Source organism: Salipiger mangrovisoli, assembly GCF_015223355.1.
GTDB lineage: Bacteria > Pseudomonadota > Alphaproteobacteria > Rhodobacterales > Rhodobacteraceae > Salipiger > Salipiger mangrovisoli.
The window spans coordinates 37,916-60,124 of sequence record NZ_JADFFK010000009.1 but is presented as its reverse complement, the minus strand read 5'-3'; the positions used below and the strand labels follow the sequence as shown (position 1 = coordinate 60,124).

15 protein-coding genes and 1 pseudogene are annotated in these 22,209 nt (G+C 68.5%); 2 read left to right on the top strand and 14 right to left on the bottom strand.

All coding sequences use genetic code 11. The annotated features are described in order from the left end of the window. The 4 genes from IQ782_RS13260 to IQ782_RS13245 form a co-directional block, all read right to left on the bottom strand. Positions 1-1,575, bottom strand: coding sequence for a Ppx/GppA family phosphatase (locus IQ782_RS13260; RefSeq protein ID WP_194135127.1), 1,575 nt, complete (start codon positions 1,573-1,575; stop codon positions 1-3). 215 nt (positions 1,576-1,790) lie between these two features. Continuing rightward, complete coding sequence (locus IQ782_RS13255; RefSeq protein WP_194135126.1) at positions 1,791-3,965, bottom strand: RNA degradosome polyphosphate kinase; 2,175 nt, start codon at positions 3,963-3,965, stop codon at positions 1,791-1,793. 80 nt (positions 3,966-4,045) lie between these two features. Continuing rightward, the gene (locus tag IQ782_RS13250; protein ID WP_194135292.1) at positions 4,046-4,726 is read right to left on the bottom strand and encodes a P-loop NTPase family protein; all 681 of its coding nucleotides are present in this window, start codon (positions 4,724-4,726) and stop codon (positions 4,046-4,048) included. Positions 4,727-4,728: 2 nt separating this feature from the next. Continuing rightward, a complete protein-coding gene (locus tag IQ782_RS13245) occupies positions 4,729-5,844 on the bottom strand; it encodes an AI-2E family transporter (RefSeq protein ID WP_194135125.1) in 1,116 nt (371 codons plus the stop codon). Between the two features lie 418 nt (positions 5,845-6,262). Between IQ782_RS13245 and proS the strand changes: the two genes are divergently transcribed. Next, positions 6,263-7,609: a proline--tRNA ligase gene (gene proS, locus IQ782_RS13240; RefSeq protein ID WP_194135124.1), complete on the top strand. Its 1,347-nt coding sequence runs from the start codon at positions 6,263-6,265 to the stop codon at positions 7,607-7,609. Between the two features lie 124 nt (positions 7,610-7,733). On the opposite strand, the pseudogene argE reads toward proS, so the two are convergent. The 10 genes and pseudogenes from argE to IQ782_RS13190 all read right to left on the bottom strand — a co-directional run bounded on the left by argE (position 7,734) and on the right by IQ782_RS13190 (position 20,525). Then, a pseudogene (gene argE / locus IQ782_RS13235) lies at positions 7,734-8,837 on the bottom strand (acetylornithine deacetylase). Then, a complete protein-coding gene (locus IQ782_RS13230) occupies positions 8,837-10,495 on the bottom strand; it encodes an amidohydrolase (RefSeq protein WP_194135123.1) in 1,659 nt (552 codons plus the stop codon). The pseudogene argE and the gene IQ782_RS13230 overlap by 1 nt, the downstream one beginning before the upstream one ends. A 78-nt stretch (positions 10,496-10,573) precedes the next feature. After that, positions 10,574-11,593, bottom strand: a complete 1,020-nt coding sequence (locus IQ782_RS13225; protein WP_240989278.1) for an extracellular solute-binding protein — start codon at positions 11,591-11,593, stop codon at positions 10,574-10,576. Between the two features lie 35 nt (positions 11,594-11,628). Then, positions 11,629-12,429 carry an ABC transporter permease gene (locus IQ782_RS13220; protein ID WP_194135122.1) on the bottom strand — a complete coding sequence of 267 codons (801 nt, stop codon included), beginning with the start codon at positions 12,427-12,429 and terminating at the stop codon, positions 11,629-11,631. Further along, complete coding sequence (locus tag IQ782_RS13215) at positions 12,426-13,289, bottom strand: ABC transporter permease (protein ID WP_194135121.1); 864 nt, start codon at positions 13,287-13,289, stop codon at positions 12,426-12,428. The genes IQ782_RS13220 and IQ782_RS13215 overlap by 4 nt, the downstream gene beginning before the upstream one ends. Then, a complete protein-coding gene (locus tag IQ782_RS13210; protein ID WP_194135120.1) occupies positions 13,286-14,359 on the bottom strand; it encodes an ABC transporter ATP-binding protein in 1,074 nt (357 codons plus the stop codon). The genes IQ782_RS13215 and IQ782_RS13210 overlap by 4 nt, the downstream gene beginning before the upstream one ends. Before the next feature lie 58 nt (positions 14,360-14,417). Continuing rightward, complete coding sequence (locus IQ782_RS13205; protein WP_194135119.1) at positions 14,418-16,481, bottom strand: oxidoreductase; 2,064 nt, start codon at positions 16,479-16,481, stop codon at positions 14,418-14,420. A gap of 173 nt (positions 16,482-16,654) precedes the next feature. Further along, positions 16,655-17,596, bottom strand: a complete 942-nt coding sequence (locus IQ782_RS13200; RefSeq protein ID WP_194135118.1) for a LysR family transcriptional regulator — start codon at positions 17,594-17,596, stop codon at positions 16,655-16,657. Positions 17,597-17,662: 66 nt separating this feature from the next. Beyond that, positions 17,663-19,144 carry an aldehyde dehydrogenase gene (locus IQ782_RS13195; protein WP_194135117.1) on the bottom strand — a complete coding sequence of 494 codons (1,482 nt, stop codon included), beginning with the start codon at positions 19,142-19,144 and terminating at the stop codon, positions 17,663-17,665. Positions 19,145-19,256: 112 nt separating this feature from the next. Next, complete coding sequence (locus IQ782_RS13190) at positions 19,257-20,525, bottom strand: flavin-containing monooxygenase (protein WP_194135116.1); 1,269 nt, start codon at positions 20,523-20,525, stop codon at positions 19,257-19,259. A 277-nt stretch (positions 20,526-20,802) separates the two neighbouring features. On the opposite strand from IQ782_RS13190, the gene IQ782_RS13185 reads away from it, so the two are divergent. Beyond that, entirely contained in the window at positions 20,803-22,074 is a 1,272-nt protein-coding gene (locus IQ782_RS13185) for an NAD(P)/FAD-dependent oxidoreductase (RefSeq protein ID WP_194135115.1), read from the top strand. The last annotated feature ends 135 nt before the right edge of the window (positions 22,075-22,209 follow it).

The following is a 22,209-nucleotide window of genomic DNA, read 5'->3' as shown; positions in this document are numbered from 1 at the left end:
TCAGAGCAGCTCGCGCGGTGCCTCGCCGTCGATGTCCACCACGAGCAACTTGGCAGCGAGCGCCTTCGCCAGCGACACGAGCCGCGCCTCGGCGACTTCGCCGTAGAGCGCGGCGGCTTCCTCGGTCAGGTGCAGGCGGAGCCGAAGCTGCTCGGGGTCCCAGTCGAACTGCGCGCCGTCTTCCTTGCTGACATCGGACATCCACAGCATCGAGCCGAAGCGCATCGCCTTGCCGAGGATCTCTGCCTCCTGCGTGCGCGCCTTGTCGAGCAGCGTATAGAAATCCTCGAACCGCGTGCCCTCGCGCTTGTTGCGGTAGCGGTGCAGCAGCGCAAGGCCGAGATAGACCCGCTCGGGGTGATCCAGTCCGCCGAGGTTGGCGCGGGTGGCGTTGTCGAAGCAGGTCTCGGCGCGGTAGTCGGGGTGGGCCCGCCAGCTCACGTCATGCAGCAGGCAGGCGGCCTTGACGATGCGCAGCGAGGCGTCCGTCGCGCCGGGGAACAGCGGCAGCACGAAGCGGAAGAGCTTCTTGCCGAAGCCGGGCAGGCGCGCGTCCTTGGCCTCGGCAAAGCGGCAGGCCTCGATCAGCGGGTCGCGGTCGCGCAGCATCTGCGGCATCTGCTCGTAGAGCAGCCCCTCGCGGATGCCGTAGCTGGAGATGGCGATGCCGCTGGGCTGGAACACCCGCAGCAGCTCGGCCAGCACCTCGGCGGCATAGGGCACGAGGCTCATCCGCGCCGAGGAGATGCCGCAAGCGCCGCGCAGCGCGTCGAGGTCGGCGTCCTCGATGAACTTCAGCGTCTCCTGCGCCGACTCCGGGGTCATGCGGTATTCGTGCAGCACATGCAGCGGGTAGCCGAGGCGCTCCATGTCGATGCGCGCGATGGCACGCCAGGACCCCCCGACGAGAAACAGCGGCGCGGGCTCGGTGCCCATGCGCTCGGCCAGCGCCTCGATCGCCTTGGCGACGTATTTCTCGCGGGCCTTCTTGCCGCCCTCGAGATCCTTGAATTTCAACGGCCCCAGCGCCGAGGTGGCGCGTTTGCCGATCTGCCCGCCGCGGATCTCGGCGAGTTCCATGGACGAGCCGCCGATGTCGCTGACCAGCCCGTTGGCGCCCGGCCAGCCGAGCAGCACGCCCTGGGCAGACAGCCGCGCCTCTTCGTCGCCGTCGATCACCCAGATTTTCAGCCCGGTCGCCTCTTCGATCTCGGCGCGGAAGGCGGGGCCGTCCTCGGCCTCGCGCATGGCGGCGGTGGCGACGGCGGTGAGCGGCGGCAGCTCCATGCCGCGCGCCAGCGTCTGGAAGCGTTTGAGCGCGGCCAGCGCCCGGTCCTTGCCCTCGGGGTTGAGGCGCCCGGTCTCGGACATGCCGGCGCCGAGGCCGCACATGATCTTCTCGTTGTAGAAATAGGCCGGGCTGCGCGCTGCGCCGTCGAAGACCACGAGGCGCACCGAGTTGGAGCCGATGTCCACCACGCCGACCTTGGACAGGCGCCTTGCGCGGGGATCCTCGAAAAGCGGCCGCCCGAAAAGGCCGGAATCGCCCTGGCTGGAGTCGCCGTTACCGTCCATCTGCTCCTCCGGCATTGGTCTCGCCCCTTCCTCTAGCACGGGGTGGGCAGGGCGCAAAAGGGGTTAGGGCATCTCTGGCGGGAGGGAGCCGCGCCCGGGGGCTCCGCCCCCGCGGCACCTGCGTGCCGCTCCCCCGGCGTATTTGGAAAGAGAAGAGGCGGCGGTGCACGCCCCTTCGTCTCTCCGGAAATTCTCGCGCCGCTGGCGGCGCGGCCTCAGTCGCCGGCGTGGGTCAGCTTGGGGACGTCCTTGGCCCCGGCCGAGCCGCGCCCCGAGAGCGAGGGGTTTTCCATGAAGAACCGGTGGCAGTTGAACGAGAACGCGCCCTCCGGCACCGCGTGGCGGGTGAACTTGCCCGAGGGTTCCATCACCCAGCTCTGCGCCGTGTCGGCGAGGTTCGCCGCCATGATCTGGCTGACGATCTGCGCCTTCACCGTGGGGTTCATGATCTCGACCCCGGTCTCGATGCGGCGGTTGAGGTTGCGCCCCATCCAGTCCGCCGAGGAGATCAGCACCCGCGCCTTGCTGTGCGGCAGCCCGTGGCCATTGCCGAAGCAGGCGATGCGCGAATGCTCGAGGAAGCGGCCGACGATGCTTTTCACCCGGATGGTTTCCGACAGGCCCTTCACGCCGGGACGCAACCCGCAGATGCCGCGGATGACGCAGTCGATCTTCACCCCGGCCTGGCTGGCGGCGTAAAGCGCGTCGATCATGTCGGGCTCGATCAGCGAGTTCATCTTCAGCCAGATCTGCGCCGGGCGGCCCTGGCGGGCGTGCTCGGCCTCGGCCTCGATCAGCTCGAGCATCCGCGGCTTCAGCGTGTGCGGCGAGATCACCAGGTTCTCCAGCCCCTCGGGCATGGCGTAGCCCGACAGGTAGTTGAAGATCTTCGAGGCGTCCCGGCCGAGTGCCGCGTCGCAGGTGAAGAAGCTCAGGTCGGTGTAGATCTTTGCGGTGATCGGGTGGTAGTTGCCGGTCCCCCAGTGGGTGTAGGTCACCAGCCTGTCGCCCTCGCGGCGCACCACGCTCGAGATCTTGGCGTGGGTCTTCCAGTCGAGGAAGCCGTAGACAACGTGGGCACCGGACCGTTCGAGCCGCCGCGACTGGCGGATGTTGGCGGCCTCGTCGAAGCGCGCCTTCAGTTCGACCAGCGCGGTGACCGACTTGCCGTCCTCGGCCGCCTCGCAGAGCGCTTCAACGATCGGCGAGTTGCGCGAGGTGCGGTAGAGCGTCTGCTTGATCGCCACCACGTCGGGGTCGAGCGCCGCCTGGTTGAGGAAGCGCACCACCATGTCGAAGGTCTCGTAGGGGTGGTGCAGCAGCATGTCCTTTTGCTTGATCGCCTCGAACATGTTGCCTTCGTGGTCCTGCACCCGCTCGGGCACGCGCGGGGTGAAGGTGGGCCAGAGCAGGTCGGGCCGGTCGTCGAGCACCAGCTCCTTGAGGTCGGCCATGCCGATCATCCCGTCGAGCTCGATCACCTCGTCCTCGCCGACCAGCAGCTCGCGCATGACGATGCTGCGCAGCTGCTTGGGCGCGCCGGCGGTGATGGTCAGCCGCACCACCTCGCCGCGGCGGCGGCGCTTCAGCGCGACCTCGAACTCGCGCACCAGGTCCTCGGCCTCTTCCTCGACCTCGATGTCGCTGTCGCGCAGCACGCGGAACCCGAACTGATCCTTCACCCGGTAGCCGGGGAACAGGCTTTCGATGTGCAGCAGCAGCACGTCCTCGAGGAAGATGAACCGCTTTTGGCCCTCGCCGGCGGGCAGGGCGATGAAGCGGGCGATCTGATGCGGGATCGGCAGCAGCGCCTGCCGGGTGCGCCGGTCGCGCTTGCGCTCGAGTTCCAGCGCGAGGCAGTAGCCCATGTTGGCGATGAAGGGGAAGGGATGCGCCGGGTCGATGGCCAGCGGCGAGAGCACCGGGAAAACCTGTTCGAGGAACTGCCGTTGCAGGTACTCCAGGTCCTCGGGCAGCAGGTCGTCGCGCAGCACGAGGCTGATGCCCGCAGCCTCGAGTTCGAGCTGCAGCGCGCCCAGCACCTTCTGCTGATGCGCCATGAGCTGGCGCGCGTCCTCGTCGATCAGCACCAGCTGCTCGGCCGGGCTGAGGCCGTCGGCGGCGGGGGTGGTGTTGCCCGCGTGCGCAAGCTCGCGCAGGCCGGCGACGCGCACGGTGTAGAACTCGTCGAGGTTGGTGGCCGAGATCGACAGGAAGCGCAGCCGCTCGAGCAGCGGAACCTTGGTGTTCTCGGCCTCTTCCAGCACCCGCCAGTTGAAGCCGAGCCAGCTGAGCTCGCGGTTGAAGAAACGGCCGGGACCCGACAGGTCGATGTCGGGCAAGTCCTGGGGTTCGGGGATCGGGGCTTTGAGAAAATCGGCGAGTGTCATGGGGGGCATATGCGTCACGAATTGCAACAGCTTGATGAAAGGGCAAGGATGGCCGACCCGGACCGGGCGCGCAAGGCTCTCTAGCCGCGGCGCTCGAGCGAGAGCAAGACCTCGCGGGCGAGCGCGCGGGTGATCCCCTTGGCCCGCCCGAGGGCGCGGGCGTCGAGCTCGGCGGCGACGCGCTGCGCCATGGCGAAGCTGCGCGGCATCTGGCGCAGCAGGTAGGGGATCACGTCCGGTGCCGGGATGCAGTGGCGGTCGGCCAGCAGCTTGGCCAGCACCGCGGCGAGCAGCGCGTCGTCGGGCTCGCGCAGGGTTGCGGTCTGCGTGGCCTCCATGCGCGACTTCAGGTCCGGCAGGCTCAGCGGCCAGCGGCGCGGCGCGGTCTCGGCGCTCAGCAGCAGCGGCTGGCCCTGCGCCAGCGCGAGGTTGTGCAGGTGGAAGAGGGCCTCTTCGGCGGGGCGGTTGCCGGCGATCCGCGGCACGTTCTCGATGCAGGCCGGCCCGGCGGCGATTTCGGGGATGGGCAGGCCGGGCAGGGCGGTGGCGGGCAGGATCGTCGCGCCGCTCTCGGCTGCCCAGACGTGCGCCAGATGGGTCTTGCCCGATCCGGCGGGGCCGACCAGCAGCAGCTTGCCCGCCGGCCAGCCCTGCCAGCCGTCGAGCAGCGCCACGGCGAGGCTGTTGGAGGAGCTGACGAAATAGTCCTCACGCCCCAGCGCCGCGCGGACCGGCAGGGGCAGAGGCAGCTGCCGTGCCATGATCATCGGGTCTCCGGACCCGTCGCCAGGTGCTCGGGGGCCGCTTGGCCCGTGACGTAGCCGTCGGTCTCGAGCCCGCGGTAGAGGCGGCTGTCCTTGTACTGGGTGATCACGAAACGCATGATCACCCCCAGCGCCGCCGCCAGCGGCACCGCCACCAGCATGCCGACGAAGCCGAAGAGCGTGCCGAAGACGGACAACGCGAGGATCAGCCACACCGGGTGCAGGCCGATCGAGCTTCCGACCAGTTTCGGCGTCAGGAAATTGCCCTCGAGGAACTGGCCGAGGAAGAAGATCCCCGCCACCGCGGCGATCCAGTACCATTCGCCCCAGAACTGGAACAGCGCCAGGCCGATGGCCAGCGCGCCGCCGATGATCGCGCCGACGTAGGGGATGAAGGTCAGCAGCCCGGCGATCACCCCGACCACGAGGCCGAAGTTCAGCCCGACCAGTGCCAGCGCGATGGCGTAGTAGCAGCCGAGGATCAGGCAGACCGAGCCCATGCCGCGCACGAAGCCGGCGAGCGTGGCGTCGATCTCGCGGGCGATCTGGCGGATCACCGAGACATGGTCGCGCGGCAGAAGCTCGTCGATGCGCGCCACCATCCGGTCCCAGTCGAGCAGCAGGTAGACCGCCACCACAGGCACGATGACGAAGAGCATCAGGATGTTGATCACCGACATGGCCGAGCTGAGCGCGGTGTTCAGCAGCTCGGCACCGCGCTCCTTGACGGTGTCGCCGATCGAGGCCAGCGCCTCGCGCATCGGGCTGCCCTCGTCGACCAGCGTCGGGAAATGCGTGCCGAGAAAGTCGCGCAGGTCCTGGAAGAGCTTCGGTGCGGTCTCGATCAGGTCGGCCGCCTGGCGCACCAGCGCGGGCACCACCGCCAGCGCGAGGATGACGAAGATCAGGATCGCCGCGAGCGTGATCACCATCGTCGCCATGGCGCGGCTCAGCCCCATGCGCTCCAGCCGGTCGGCAACCGGGTCGAGGAAATAGGCGATCGCCCCGCCAAGGATGAACGGCAACAGCACATTGCCGAGGTACCAAAGCACCACGGCGAAGACGACGGCCGCCACGCCCCAGTACTTCATCTGATCGCGGACCGGCAGCGCCATGGGAATCCTTCTCCTTGCGTCAGACCTACATCGCCGCTTCGCCCTTTGTTTTCAAGTCCGAGACACTCTTGCGCCGATTCCGTGCTGGATTGGCGGGCCCGGGCGGTGCAAACTGACCGGCGTTGAATTTGAGTGACGAATATTCTGTCTGATTGTGAAGGAGCGGCCATGCTGCGCGGTCTTTTTATCTGGGTCTTTCTCCTCCTGCCGCTGTTTCTGATCCTCACCTCCCACGCCCATTCCGCCCTCGCCTGAGCGCCCGGACCGATCCCCCCGACCGACCGCGTTGCGCCGCCCCGCCGCTGTGCCGCACCGCAGGACTTCCGTGCCGGCTCCGACAGGGTCTCCGCGCTGGGCACTTGCCCTTGGCGCGCCCTTCGCCTAACCCGGTCGAAACGCCAATTTCCGGGAGGCCCGCATGCGTCTGAGCCGTTATTTCCTGCCCGTTCTGAAAGAAACGCCGTCCGAGGCGCAGATCGTCTCGCACCGCTACATGCTGCGCGCCGGCATGATCAAGCAATCGAGCGCCGGGATCTATTCCTGGCTGCCGCTCGGCTTCAAGGTGCTGCGCAAGATCGAGGACATCATCCACGAGGAGCAGAAGCGCGCGGGCCATATCCCGATGCTGATGCCGACCATCCAGTCGGCGGACCTGTGGCGCGAGTCCGGCCGTTACGACGATTACGGCGAGGAGATGCTGCGCATCCGTGACCGCCACGATCGCGACATGCTGTTCACCCCCACCGCCGAAGAGCTGATCACCGACATCTTCCGCAGCCACGTCGGCAGCTACAAGGACCTGCCGCTGACGCTCTACCAGATCCAGTGGAAGTTCCGCGACGAGATCCGCCCGCGCTTCGGCGTGATGCGTGGCCGCGAGTTCTACATGAAGGACGGCTACAACTTCGACCTCACGAAGGAAGACGCGCTGCACGCCTACAACCGTCACCTCGTCAGCTACCTGCGCACCTACGAGCGCATGGGCCTGCAGGCGATCCCGATGCGCGCGGACAGCGGCCCGATCGGCGGCGACGACACCCACGAGTTCCTCGTGCTGGCGGAGACCGGCGAATCCGAGGTGTTCTATGACAGCCAGATCACCGAGCTGAAGTTCGGCGACCGCGAAATCGACTACGACTCGGTCGAGCAGTGCCAGGCGGTGCTCGAGGAGTTCACCTCGCGCTACGCCCGCACCGACGAGACCCACGACGAGGCGGTCTTTGCCGAGGTCCCCGAGGAGCGCCGCCGCACCGCGCGCGGCATCGAGGTCGGCCAGATCTTCTACTTCGGCACCAAGTACTCGGAGCCGATGGGCGCCACCGTCGTCGACAACGAGGGCAACAAGGTGCCGGTGCACATGGGCTCGCACGGCATCGGCGTGTCGCGCCTGCTGGGCGCGATCATCGAGGCCAGCCACGACGACAAGGGCATCATCTGGCCCGAGGGCGTCACCCCGTTCCATTGCGGCATCGTCAACCTCAAGCAGGGCGACGACGAGGCCGATGCGGCCTGCGAGGCGCTCTACAAGTCGCTCACCGCGCTGGGGCTGGAGCCGCTCTACGACGACCGCAACGAGCGCGCGGGTGGCAAGTTCGCCACGATGGACCTGATCGGCCTGCCGTGGCGCATCACCGTCGGTCCGCGCGGGCTGAAGAACGGCGTGGTCGAGCTGACCTCGCGCCGCACCGGCGAGAGCGAGGAGCTGTCGCCCGAGGCCGCGGTCGAGCGCATCGCGCAGATCTACGGCGTGGTGGCGAAGGCCTGAAGGCGCGAGGGGGCGCTGCCCCCTCTTCGCCTGCGGCGAATTCACCCCTGGGATATTTCGGCCTAGAAGATAGGGCCGGTCGCGGAGGTCCGTGACCGGCCCTTTTCCTGCGCGCGCGGGGCGGTCAGCTGCGGACCAGGCGGGCCAGGACATCGGAGCAGAGCGCGAGCTGGTCGCGCGCGATCGACTCGTCGGGCTGATGGCCGTCGTCCATGGTGCCCGGCCCGCAGACCACGGTGGCAATGTCGAGCGCGGCGAAGAAGCCTGCCTCGGTGCCGTAGGACACCTTGACCGGCGCGGGCTCGGGCAGCAGCGCGGCAAGGCGTCGGATCGCGGGCCGGGCCGGGTCGGCGTCGAGGCCGGGATAGGCGCTGACCTCCGCGATCCCGATACCCTCGGGCAGTCCGGCGCGGATGCGCCGAAGGATGTCTTGCGGCGCTTCCACCGCGAGGTGGCGGATCTCGAAATCGACCTCGGCGCGCTCGGGCACGATGTTCAGCGCGACGCCGCCCTGCATCCTGCCGGCGTGTACCGTCGAGCAGGCAATGTCATAGGCGACGTCCTGGGCTCCCTCGGCGAGCAGACGCGCCTATTCCCTGCGCAACGCGGTGATCAGATCGGCGGCGAGGTGCAGCGCGTTGGTGAAGCGCGGCGCCATGGCGGAATGGCCGGGCTCGCCGTGGCAGCTGGCGCGGTAGCTGGCCTTGCCCTTGTGTCCCACGGCGAGGCGCATCAGGGTCGGCTCGCCGACGACGCAGAGGTCGGGTTTGCCGAGCACCGGGATGACGTGGTCGATCATCTGCGGGATGCCGCGGCAGCCCACTTCCTCGTCCCAGCTGAGCGCGATGCTGACCGGGCGCGCCGGGGGAGTGTCGCGGAAGCTCTCCGCCAATGCGAGCACGCAGGCGACGAAGCCCTTCATGTCCGTGGTGCCGCGCCCGTGCAGCCGGTCGCCGCGCGGGGTGAGGGCAAAGGGATCGACGGACCACTGCTGCCCCTCGGTCGGCACCACGTCGCTGTGGGCCGAGAGCAGCGTGCCGCCGTCTCCCGCGCCGAACTTCGCCAGCAGCCCGGCCTTGGGCGCGTCCCCTGCGGCGATCCGAATGACGGAGAACCCCGCGTCTTTCAGAAATTCCTGCACCCAGTCGATCAGCGCGAGGTTTGATCTGGCCGAAACCGTGGGGAAGGCGACGAGCCGGGCGAGCAGCTCTTCGACGCGGGGCGGCATCATGCCTCTGCCTCGTAGACGATCTGCCCGTCGCAGACGGTGGTATGGGCGCGGCAGGCCCTGTCGCTGCCGAGCAGGTCGCGGGGATCGCCCTCCAGCAGCACCACATCCGCCGCCATGCCCGCCTCCAGCTTTCCGCGCGACGCCTCGGCAAAGAGCGCGTAAGCGCCGCCCGAGGTATAGGCGTCGATCACCGCCTCGAAGGGGAGGCGCTGGTCGGGGACATCCTCGGCCCAGGGCTGGCGCGCCAGCGCCGAATGGATGGCGTTGAACGGCGAGAGCGGCGCGGTCGGCCAGTCGGTGCCGAAGGCGAGCCTGGCACCAGCGTCCCTTAGGGCCTTCCAGGGGAAGGTGTCCTTCCAGCGGTCGCGGCCCATGATCGAGACGGTCGGCTCGAGCGGCAGGCCGCTGGAGCCCGGCGGGTGCACCGGCTGCATCGAGGCGACCACGTCGAGCGCGGCGAAACGGGCCAGATCGTCCGGGTGCAGCATGTCGATATGCTCGACCCGGTGGCGCGCATCGCGCGGGCCATTGGCGGCGCGCGCCGCCTCGTAGCCGTCGAGCGCGGTCTTCACCGCCGCATCGCCGACGCAATGCACCTGGATTTGCAGACCCTTCGCGTCGGCGGCCTTGCAGATCGCCTCGAACCGCTCGGGGGTAAAGAGCGGTTCGCTGCGGAAGCCGGCGCGGTCAGGGTAGTCGTCGGTGCGATATGCCGTCCATGTGTCGAAGACGCCGTCGAGGAACATCTTGATGCGGCCGAAGGACAGCTTGTCCGAGCCCTGCCGGGTGGCGGCCTCGATCAGCTCGGCGATGCGCGCCGCGTCATGTGCAGGCGACAGGCGCATGGCCAGCGAGACGCGGGTCGGCAGTTCGCCGTCGCGCTCCATCTCCGACAGCAGCTCGGCCTGATAGAGGTTGCCGTCCATGTTGACGCCGGTGGTGATGCCATAGGCGGCGCAGGCCTGCAGGGCGGCGGCGAGCGCGGCCTTGTCGGCGGCGCGCTCGGCCTCGGTCACCGGGCCGGGCTCGTCACCGGCCATGGCGGCATTGTCGCGCCCGCCGTTGGCCGAGAGCTTGCCGACGAGGCGCATCGCGTTGCCCTCGCGCAGCTCGCCATTGGGCTTGCCATCCGGCCCGAGCACGATCTCGGCGTTCTTCACCTCGGGAACGTGGTCCATCAGCCCGGCGGCGGCGAGCGCGGCGGTGTTGGCCCAGGAGGTGTGCAGATCGACGGCGTAGATCACCAGCGGCTGGTCCGGCAGCAGCGCGTCGAGCGCGTGGCGGTCGGGGCGGGTGCCGGGGCCGAGGATCTCGTAGTTGGCCGAGATGGCGCAGAGCAGCGGGTCGTCCTCGCGGCCCTTGCGGTAGTCGCCAAGCGCGGTGGCAAAGTCCGCACGGTTGTCGAGGCCGAAGAGGTTCAGCTGGGTGAGGGTGATGCCGCCGGTGAAAAGGTGCAGGTGGCTGTCGCAGAGGCCAGGCGAGACCCAGAGGCCGTCGGCCTCGATGCGCCGCGCGTTGCCGGTAGCGTCGGGCATGTCACCCGGCGTGCCGATCCAGTCGATCACCCCGTCCTTCAGCCGCAGCGAGACCGGCTGCTGGCTGTAGATGTCGCGGGCGTTGTGGATCTCGATCGTCTGGGGGCTGGTCCGGGGCATGGCATCGGGTCTTTCGATCAATGGGAGGCGCCCGGCCAGAGCGGGTCCGGCCGGGCGGGGAACTTGCGGGCGCTGCGCTTACCGCAGCAGGTCGGTCCAGACCTTGGTCACCAGATCCTGCGCGGCGGGTGAGCAGGCCTTGGAGAATTCGACCGGCACGGTCGGGAAGAGCTCGGGGGCGTTCTCGGGGGTGTACTTGGCCTTGGTCAGGTCCAGCTTCACCGGCGAGGAATGCGCGTAGTAGTTGTACTGAATGGTCGCATTCTCTTCCTCCGACATGAAGTCGATGAACTGCTTCGCGCCCTCGACGTTGGCCGCGCCCTTCGGCACCACGAAGCTGTCGAGCCAGCCGACGAGGCCTTCCTTGGGCTCGGCGTAGACGATGTTCGCGCCGTCGTTGCGGGTCTTCAGCACGTTGCCGTCCCACCAGAAGTGCGCGCCGACCTCGGCGGTGCCGAGGCGGTTCTCGATGTTGTCCGAGCTGTAGGCCGCCACGTCGGGCTTCTGCGCCATGAGCAGGTCGTAGACCTTCTTCATCTCGGCCTTGTCCTCGGAGCAGAAGGGCACGCCGAGGTAGAGCTGCGCAGCCCCCACGACCTCGTCCGGGTAGGACAGCGAGGCGACCTTGCCCTTCAGGTCGGCTGGCGGGGTGAAGTAGACCTCCCAGCTGTCGACCGGGCCTTCATAGACGTCGCGGTTCACGGCAAAGCCGGCGGTGCCGTAGGCGAGGGGGATCGAGTAGGCGTTCTCGGGATCCCACCACTGGCCCTTCCACTTGTCGTCCACCTGCGCGTAGGCGGCGAGGTCCTTGGCACCGATGTCCTCGAGCAGCCCCTCGTCGATCACGATCTTCACGAAGTGCTGCGAGGGGGTGACGATGTCATAGCCCGACGAGCCCGCCTGCAGCTTGGTCAGCGCGTCCTCGTTGGACTGGAAGCCATCGGTGTTGATGGTCGTGCCGGTCTGCGCCTCGAACTTCTCGATCAGCTCGGGGGCGATGGAGTCGGACCATGTGTAGAGGTTGAGCGTGCCCTCTGCGTAGGCGGGCAGGGCCAGCGCGATGGCGGTGGCCGCGCCAAGCATGGTCTTGAGGTTCATGGATGTCTCTCCTGTTGGTTTTTTGTTCGGTGGTATCAGCCGCGCCGCATCGACCGGGCCGAGAGGACCAGCGCGAAGGTCGCGATGATGAGCGAGGCGAAGATCAGCAGCGTCGAGATCGCGTTGAGCTCGGGCGTGGTGCCCTGCTTGATCAGGCCGAAGATGTAGACCGGCAGCGTGGTGGTGCCGCCGGTGGCGAGCAGGTTCGAGGTGATGAAATCGTCCATCGAGATCACGAAGGCCAGCATCGCCCCGGCGAAGACGCCGGGCAGGATCAGCGGCAGCGTCACCCGGCGGAAGGCGGTGAAGGGCGCGGCGTAGAGGTCCTTGGCGGCCTCCTCGTAGTCGCGGCTCATGCCCTGCATCCGGGCGCGGATCGGCAGGAAGGCAAACGGCGTGCAGAAGGCCGAATGCGCCACGATCAGCCGCGCCATGCCGTTGGAAAAGCCCAGCTGCGAGAAGAGGATCAGCGAGGCCACGGCAACGACGATCTCGGGCAGCAGCAGCGGCAGGTTGACCACCGTCTCTGACAGGCGGCGGAAGCGCATCGTCTCGTTGCGGCTGAGGACCATCGCGGCCGAAAGCGCGACCAGCGTGGCGATGGTGGTGGCGACCACGGCGACGGTCAGCGACACGCGCAGCGCATCGAGCAGCGCGCGGTTCGACAGCGCGGCCTCGTACCATTTCATGGAAAAGCCGGTCCAGACCGAGACAAGGCGGTTCTCGTTGAACGAGAGCCAGATCACCACGGCGATGGGGGCATAGAGCCAGAGGAAGAAGACCCAGGTGACAAGCCCTGCGCCGGGGTAATGTCGAACGTTGTGTGCGGTGCTCATGCGCGGGCCTCCTTGCGTATCGACCTGCGCGCGTTGATCACCAGAACGATGACCACCATCGCCATCAGGACAAGCGCCACAGCCGCCCCGAAGGGCCAGTTGCGCGCGCCGCCGAACTGGGTCTGGATCAGCGTGCCCATCATCATCTGCTTGCCGCCGCCGAGCAGCATCGGCTCCAGCACCGTGCCGAGCGCCGGCACGAAGACCAGCACCGCCCCGGCGGCGAGGCCGGGCCATGTCAGCGGCAGGATCACCCGGCGCGCCGTGGTCCAGCGGCTGCCGTAGAGGTCGGCGCCCGCCTCGAGCAGCGCCGGGTCAAGCTTCTCGATCGCGGCGAAGACCGGCAGCACCATCAGCGGGATGTAGCTGTAGACCATGCCGACCAGCATCGCGCCGGGAGTGAAGAGCAATGTGCCCTCGCCGCCGATCCAGTGCCAGAAGCGGCCGACGAAGCCCTCGCTCCCGAGGATGATCAGCCAGGCGTAGACGCGCACGATCATCGACACCCAGAAGGGCAGGGTCACGAGGTAGATCAGCAGCGCCTTGGTCTTCGGCGGGCGGGTGGCGATCACGTAGGCCACGGGCAGCGCCAGCGCCATGCAGATCAGCGTGGTGGCCCCGGCCAAGAGCAGGGTGCGCCCGATGATCGCCAGGTACTTCGGGTCGAAGACCAGGTTGCCGTCCCAATCCTCGCTGAACAGGATCTCGCGGTAGGACAGCGGATTGAAATCCCAGGCAAAGCCGCCGTAGGAGCCGCGCTCGGCCACTGAAACGGCAGCGACGATCAGCAGCGGCACCATCAGCGTCGCCAGCATCAGCACCCAGGCAGGGACAAGCCCCCAGATGCGCGCGCCCCTCATCGCGCCAGAACCCGGACCGACTCGTCGCGGAAGCCGAGCCGGACTTCCTGCCCGACGGCGTAGCTTTCCGCCTGGCTGACCGCGTTGCGGCGCGAGACGCGCAGCGAGGCACCGCCGGTCTCGACGACGAAATGCGTGTAGCCGCCCATGTAGTTGCGCGACCGGATGGTGCCGGTCAGCACGTTGCCCGTGGCCTGCTCCTGCAGGCCGATCTTCTCGGGGCGCAGCGACAGGGTCGCCGGGCCCGGGCCGGACAGACCCTTCTGCGCCGCGTCGAACTCCAGCCCCAGCGGGGTGCGGATGCGGGCGCGGGCACCGTCGAGCGCGATCACCTCGGCGTCGAGGAAGTTGGTCTCGCCGATGAAGTCGGCGACGAAACGGTTCTCCGGCTCCTCGTAGATCTCGGCGGGGGTGCCGATCTGCTGCACCCGACCCTGGCCCAGCACGCAGATGCGGTCGGACATGTCGAGCGCCTCTTTCTGGTCGTGGGTGACGAAGATGAAGGTGATGCCGGTCTGGCGCTGAAGCGCGCGCAACTCATCCCGCATGGCTTGCCGCAGCTTCAGGTCGAGCGCCGAAAGCGGCTCGTCGAGCAGCAGCACCTTGGGCTCGGGGGCGAGCGCGCGTGCCAGCGCGATGCGCTGGCGCTGACCGCCCGAGAGCTGGTCGGGGCGGCGGCTGGCGAAGGCGGTCATATGTACCAGCTCGAGCATCTCGGCGACGCGGACCTCGCGGCGCGGCTTGTCCCAGCCGAGGTTCTCCAGCCCGAAGGCGATGTTCTGCGCCAGCGTCATGTGCGGAAAGAGCGCGTAGCTCTGGAACACCGTGTTCACGTGCCGCTTGTGCGCGGGCAGGCGGTCGATCTCCTGCCCAAACAGCACGATGGCACCCTCGGAGGGCGTCTCGAAGCCGGCGATCATCCGCAGCAGCGTTGTCTTGCCGCAGCCCGAGGGGCCAAGCAGGGTGAAGAACTCGTTCTCCTGGATGGTGAAATCGACGTGGTCGAGCGCCTGGTAGTCGCCGAAGCGTTTCGAGACGTTGAAGACTTCTACGGCCTTTCCGCGTGTCATGGTGAGATCCCTGTTGCTGGGGCCCGGCGCCGGCCTCCCCTCCGGCGCCGGACGGGGGTTAGGCGAGCTGCGTGACCTCGCGGCGGAACGGCAGCGCGTCGCCGATGTCGGGCATGTCGAGCTCGCGGGCGTAGCGGTGGCCGGCGTAGGTGGCCCAGGCGATCGGGCCCGGCGCGGCGGCATCGCCGATCAGCTTGACCGACCTGATGCCGGCGTCGGCCCAATCGGCCTCGCGCGCCTTCAGCTCGTGATAGAGCGCATCGTCGGAGATGCGCGAGGCGACCATAACCACGGCGTCGCAGCCGATGGCCGAGGTCTGCCCGGTGTAGGTGCAGTCGGTCACCACCTCGCCCGCCTTCAGTTCGGCGATGCCGGTGTTGAGCACGATCTTCACGCCCGCCTCGACGAGACGGCGGTGGATCGCCGCCTGTTCGAGCGTGTTCAGCGTCCAGTCCGAGACGTAGGCCGACGGCGTGACGAAGGTGACGGTGCAGCCCGCCTTGGCCAGCAGCTCGGCGATGACGCCGCCCATGTAGTAGTGATCGTCGTCGAAGAGCACGACCTCGCCCTTGGGCAGCTTGCCCGCCATGATGTCGTCTGGCGTGAACACCGGCATGGCCGGATCGGCGGGCATCGGCACCACGTGCTGGCGCGACACGCCATCGGCGCGCCAGTGCGATCCGGTGGCGATGCAGACGTTCTCGAAGCCGAACTCTAGGATGTCCTGCGCCGACAGGCGGCTGTCGAGATAGGTTTCGGCATTGGGCCGCTGCGACAGCTGGTAGGTGCGGTAGTCGGCCACGCGGCCCCAGGCGGACAGCCCCGGCAGCAGGCGCTCGCGCGCGACGCGGCCGCCCAGCTCGGTGCCCGCCTCGGCCAGCGCCACGTCATAGCCGCGCAGGCTGAGCGCCCGCGCCGCTTCGAGACCGGCGGGGCCGCCGCCGACGATGAGCACGTTCGAGCTGTCGCCCTTGGTGTTCATCTTCTCGGGGTGCCAGCCCTTGCGCCATTCTTCCATGAAGGTCGGGTTCTGCGTGCAACGGCTGATCGACATGGTCATGTCGCCGGTGATGCAGATGTTGCAGCCGATGCACTCGCGGATGTCCTCGATGCGGCCTTCCTCGATCTTCTTGGGCAGGAAGGGGTCGGCGATCGACGGGCGGGCGCAGCCGATGAAGTCGAGCACGCCCTGCTTCACCAGCCGCGCCATGACGTCTGGCGAGGTGAAGCGGCCGACGCCGACCACCGGCTTCGAGGTCAGCTCGCGGATGCCGTTGACCAGCACCTCCTGCGCCGCCTCTTCCTTGAAGCGCGACGGACCCGAGCAATCCTCCCAGGTGCCCTGCGCCAGGTCCCAGAGGTCCGGCAGGTCTGCGTTCATCTCGATGAACTCGCGCACCTCGGCGTTGGAGAAACCGAGCTGGCCGATGGTCTCGTCGAGGCTGACGCGCAGGGTGATGCCCATGGTGTCGCCCACGGCGTCGCGCATGTCGGCGATCACCTCGTTGACGAAGCGGGCGCGGTTCTCCAGCGAGCCGCCGTATTCATCCGAGCGCTGGTTGGTGGCGCGCGACAGGAAGTGCTGGAAGATGCCGAAGCCATGCGCGCCGTAGAGGCAGATCAGATCGAAGCCCGCCAGCTTGGAACGTTTCGCGGCGTTGACGAACCAGCGGCGCAGGTTGCGGATGTCGGTCTTGTCCATCGCGCGGGCCTGCACCGGGTCGTTGGTGAAGGTGCGGATCGGCAGCGCCGACGGCGCGAGCGGCACTTCCTTGGTGTAGAGGTTCGGCCCGTTGATCCCGGAATAGGCCAGCTGGATGCCCGCCAGCGCCCCCCTGGTCTTCATCGCGTCGGACATGCGGCGCAGGGCGGGGATGTCGGCGTCGTCCCAGAGGCGCAGCTCGATGAACGGGGTGATCTCCGAGGTGTGGTGCATCTCGGTCTGCTCGGTGAAGATAACGCCCCAGCCACCCTCGGCCTTGATGCCGCGCATCGCCGCCACGGCCGACGGATCGCGGTAGCCGCCGCCGTTGCAATGCGGCACTTGGTAGAACCGGTTCTTCGCGGTGAGCGGGCCGATCTTGGCGGGTTCGAAAAGGATATCGTAGCTGGGGTTTCGCACCGTCTTCTCCTTGGCGGCTTATTGTGTTGCCGGGCTGGAGTGTTGATCGTTCGGTGCGGGCTTCGCGTAAATTATACCTTCTGGAAGCTTGAGTTAGGCTCAGGCTAATGGCTGATTAAAGCGGCTTTATGCCAAGGAAATATGCGTTTCTGAATCGCGGGGGATAAACCGCGTCACGCAATCTTGGGCCGAACTTGCAGCCCCGGCGCGCGGGTTTCGGTGATCTCGGCCTGAGCGTGCTCGATGAAGGCGCGCACCGTGCGCGAGCCCCGCGCCCCCTCGCTCATCAGCAGCCCGAGGTTGAGGCTGCGCACCGGGCCGGTCATCGGGATGAAGCGCAGGCGGCGGCCATCGGGGGCAAGCTCGGTCGCCGGGTGGGTGTTGCCCATGCCGTAGCCGAAGCCATTGGCCACCAGCGAGCGCATGACGGCGATGTCGCGGGTGCGCTCGGCGATCATCGGGGTGATGCCGAGCTTGGTGAAGAACGACAGGAAATAGTCGCCGCTCATCGGCAGGTCGAGCAGCACCATCGGGTAATCGGCCAGCTCGGCGGGGGTGACGCTGTCGAGATGCGCCAGCTCGTGCTCCTCGTGGACGAGGGCAAAGGGCGGCAGCTCGATCAGGGGAATGAACTCGAGATCGGCGGGCACGTTCAGATCGTAGGTCAGCGCCACGTCGATGCGCGCCGAGCGCAGCGCGTCGAAGAGTTCCTGCTGGTCGCGCTCGAACTGGTGGAACTCGACCTCGGGCCAGGCGTCGACGAAGCTGCGGCGCAGCTGCGGCAGCACGATCTGCGCGAAGGTCAGCAGGCAGCCGACGTTGAGCGGGCCGCGCACCTGGCCCGAGATGTCGTTGGCCAGATCGCCGAGCGATGCTGCCTTGTCGAGCAGCTCCTTCGCCACGGTCATGAAGCGCGCCCCGCCCTGGGTCAGCGACAGGCCGTGGGCGTGGCGGCGGATGAAGAGCTGCAGGCCGAACTCGGCCTCGAGTTGCGAGATCGCCGCCGAGATCGACGGCGAAGATACGTTCACCTTCTCTGCGGCGAGCGCGATCGAACCGCACTCGCCCACGGCGACGAAATATTCCATCTGGCGCAGGGTAAAGCGTAAGGGCATGGCTTGCTCCGGGATGGGGTGCGTTAGGTTCCTCCTAATACACCCCGCCCCGCTGCGCCAGAACCCTCAGTAGCTGATCCAGACGGTCTTCAGCGCGGAATACTTGTCGAAGGAGTGGAGCGACAGGTCGCGGCCAAAGCCCGACTGCTTCATCCCGCCGAACGGCGTCATCGCCGAGAGCGCATCCACGGTGTTGACCGAGACCGTGCCCGCGACCAGCGCGTCCGAGACCGCCATGGCGCGGCTCAGGTCGCGGGTCCAGACCGAGGCGGCCAGCCCGTAGACGCTGTCATTGGCGATGGCGATGGCCTCGGCCTCGTCCTTGAAGGTCTGGATCGCCAGCACCGGGCCGAAGATCTCCTCGCGGGCGATGCGCGCGTCGCGCGGCACGTCGGCAAAGACCGTCGGCTGGATGAAGGCGTCCGAGCCGCCCAGCGTCAGCCGCGCGCCGCCGGCGATCAGGCGGCTGTCCTGCTGGCCCGAGGCGAGGAACCCGGCGACCCGCTCGGCGTGGCGGGCATCGACCATGGCGCCCATCTTGGTCCCGGGGTCGAGAGGGTTGCCCGGCACGATGGCCTCGGCGCGGGTCTTCATGCGCGCGATCATCTCCTCGGCGATGCTCTCGTGCACCAGCATCCGCGAGTTGGCCGAGCAGACCTCGCCCTGGTTGAAGAAGATGCCGAAGGCGGCCTTGTCCGCGGCGGCATCGAGATCGGCATCGGCGAAGATCAGGTTCGGGCTCTTGCCGCCGGTCTCCAGCCAGACCTGCTTCATGTTGCTCTCGCCCGCATAGCGCTGGAACATCTTGCCGACCTCGGTGGAGCCGGTGAAGACCAGGCAGTCGACGTCCGGGTGACGGCCGAGCGCCTGCCCTGCGTCCTCGCCGAAGCCGGGCACCACGTTGAGAACGCCATCGGGCAGCCCCGCCTCGGCGGCCAGTTCGGCAAGCCGCAGGGCCGAGAGCGGCGACTGCTCGGCGGGTTTCAGCACCACCGAGTTGCCCGCCGCCAGCGCCGGGGCCAGCTTCCACGTCGCCATGTCGAGCGGGAAATTCCACGGCACCACCGCGCCGACGACGCCGAGCGGCACGCGGCGGATCAGCGCCAGATCGCGCCCGCCGGTCGGGGCCACCTCGTCGTAGAGCTTGTCGATCGCCTCGGCGTGCCACTGGAAGAAATGCGCCGAACCGGGGGCATCGACGTTGACCGTCTCCCAGATCGGCTTGCCCATGTCGAGCGTGTCGAGAAGCGCGAATTCCTCGAGGTTCTCGCGCAGCAGGGTGGCGAGGCGCAGCAGGACTTCCTTGCGCTCTGCGGGTGTCTTGCCGGCCCAGCGACGGTCCTCGAAGGCGGCGCGGGCGGCGGCGACGGCGCGGTCGATGTCTTCGGCCCCGCCGCGGGCCACATCCGTCAGGACCTCGGCGGTGGCGGGGTTGACGGTCTCGAAGCGCGCGCCGGAGGCGGCTGGCACGTAGCGCCCGCCGATCCAAGCCTCCGTGCGGAAGTTCAGGGCGGCGGCGCGGGAGGTGTAGTGAGAGAGGGTCTGCATTGGGGTCTCCGGAGTGTCGGTCTTGCGGGCGGTTTTGGACCGTGCGGGTCGGACGGCAGTTCGCCCGGAAGGATGGAACCTTCCGGGCGCATGGCCGTCGGGGGAGGGTGGGTCAGGCGGGCTCGGTCACGGGCTGCCGTGTTGGCGCATAGGCGAGGTAGCCACGCTGCTTGGCGATATGATCGGCGACGTATTTCGCATCGTGCCAGACGCCCCAGATGAACGACGAGCCGCGCCGCGACTGCCAGGGCAGGCCAAGGAAATAGACACCGGGCACCGCGCCGACGCCGCGCTGGTGGCGCGGCTTGCCGCCGGCATCCACAGCCTCGGCTGGCAGCCAGCCGTAGTCGCTGGTGAAGCCCGTGGCCCAGAGGATCGTGGTAACCCCCGCCGCGGCAAGGTCCAGCGACAGCACCGGATCGGTCATGCAGGCCGGATCGGCGCCGATGACCCGCGCCTCGGGCTCTTCCGGCAGGTCCAGCCCGTTGGCGGCGACATAGGCGTCGGCCTCGTCGAGCAGCGACAGGTAGTTGGCGTCGCCCGCCGCGATGTTTGCCGCGAGGTCCTGCGAAAAGCGCATCGTCCCGGCCTCGAAGCCCTCGGTCCGGCCGAGCAGCACCATGCCGCGTGCGGCCAACCGGCGGAAATCGACCGTCACCCCGCCATGCGCGCCGCTGACGGCGATGGTGGTGTGCTCGGAGGCTGGGTTCGCCTCGGCGTCCCACTTGTTCAGAACACCCAGCCACCAGACGAAATCGCGGCCCCGGTAGGCCCGCGGCGGACGGTCGTGCGGGCCGACCGAAAGATAGACCTCGCGCCCCGCGGCCAGCAGTTCGTCGGCGATCTGCACGCCCGAAGAGCCCGCGCCGACCACCAGGACGGCGCCCTCGGGCAACTGCGCGGGGTTGCGGTACTGGCTGGAATGGATCTGCGTCAGCCCGGAGGTCTGCGGCACCAGCGGCGGGATCGAAGGAGTCTGGAAGGCCCCGGTGGCCGAGATCACCTGGCCCGCCTCGATCGGCCCCGCGCTGGTCTCGACGCGGAAGCCGGGGCGGCCAGAAAGTCGCGTGACGCGGGTCACCTCGACGCCGCAGCGCACCGGGGCATCGATCTTCTTCGCATAGGCCTCGAAATAATCGGCGACCGCCTCCTTGGGCACAAAGGCCTCGGGGTCGCCCGCGAAATCCAGTCCGGGGAAGCGGTCATGCCAGGCCGGACCATTGGCGACCAGCGAGTCCCAGCGCTCCGAGCGCCAGCGCTCGGCGATGCGCTTGCGCTCGAGCACGATGTGGCGAATGCCGTGAAGGCTCAGGTGCTCGCTGGCGGCGATACCGGCCTGGCCGGCACCGATCACGAGAACGTCGGTCTGTTCAATGGGCATCGGCATGTCCTTCCATGGGGTATCCGGCATCAGGGTCACCGGGAACCTGACGCCAGTTCGGGTAAGCGAAAAGAAATTCCTTCGACAGCATGGGATAGGATTTTCCTAACCCATTTGCCCGCCGAGGTGGCGCCGGGCGCGCAATCCGGCCCGAGCGCGCACGCCGAACATCGCGTCGCTTGACCGAAGGGGCGCGTGCAAGCTTCTGTAGGCGCAGCGCAAATCCGGCTGAAAAGACGCAAGTCCCGTCTTCGAGCCGACTCGATGGAGTCGCCAGATGACCCCCAATCCGCTGACCCTGCAATCGATCTGGGCCGCGACCGCGACCGCCGCCCCCGATCTGCCGCCGCTGCGCGAGAGCACCCGCGCGGACGTGCTGGTGGTCGGCGGCGGTTTCCAGGGCCTGTCGTCCGCGTTGCACCTGGCCGAGGCCGGGGCAGAGGTCGTCCTGCTCGAGGCCGAGCAGGCGGGATTCGGCGCGTCCGGGCGCAACGGCGGGCAGGTGATCCCCGGTCTGAAGGACGACCCCGACACGCTCGATGCGCTCTGGGGGCCGCAGGCGACCGCTTTCGCGGGCGGCACGGCAGACACGCTCTTTGCGCTGGTGGCGCGGCTCGGCATCGCGTGCGACGCGGTGCGCGGTGGCTGGATCCAGGCGGGCAACAAGACGGTGCACCTCGCCGGGCTACAGGCACGCATGGCGCAATGGCAGGCACGCGGGGCCGATGTCGCGTGGCTGGATGCGGCGGCGATGGAAAAGGCGACCGGCACGGCGGCATTCAAGGGCGGCTGGATCGACCGACGGGCGGGCAAGCTGCATCCGCTGAAGCTGGCCCATGGGCTGGCGCGCGCGGCGCAGGCGGCCGGGGCGCGGCTGCACGCGGGCGCGCCGGTCGAGGCGCTGACGCGCGCGGGCGGTCTCTGGCGCGCCCGGCTCGCGGGCGGGATCGAGGTCTTGGCCGAGCAGGTGATCCTCGCGACCAACGCCTACACACCGGGCGGACTCCACCAGGCGCTGTCGCGCGCCGTGGTGCCGGCGCACAGCTTCCAGATCGCCACCGAGCCGCTTTCGGAGGCGCAGCTTGCGCGCATCCTGCCCGGCGGTGCCTGCGTCTCGGAGATCCGGCGGGTCGGGACATATTTCCGCGTGGGACCCGAGAACAGGCTGATGATCGGCGGCCGCGGCAGTTTCGCCGCGCCGCGCCGTGCGTCGGATTTCGCGGCGCTGGAGGCGGAGTTGGCTGCGCTCTACGGGCCGGGATCTCAGGTCTCGCACCGCTGGTTCGGCCGGGTGGCGATGACGCCGGATCACCGCATGCGTCTTTGCGCCCCCGCGCCGGGGATGCTGGCCGCCACCGGCTTCAACGGGCGGGGCGTGGCGTTGTCGGTGTCGCTGGGCAAGGCGATGGCGGCGCATATGGCGCAGGGCGCGGCGCTGCCGGTTCCACCCTTGCCGGACATCCGGGCGCTGCCGTTCCACGGGCTGCATCCGATCTACGGGGGGATCGCGATTCACTACTACAGGCTGCGCGACCGGCTGGACCGTTGAGGCGCGGTCCGAGGTCTCTCGCGGTCGGTGTCGGCTTCCGCGGTTCGCAAGCAGTCCAGGGCATTCGCGCGCTGGGATCGCCGAGGGGCACCGTGAGCTGTCGAAGTTGCCACCGCCGGCGGCAGCTCGGGCAGC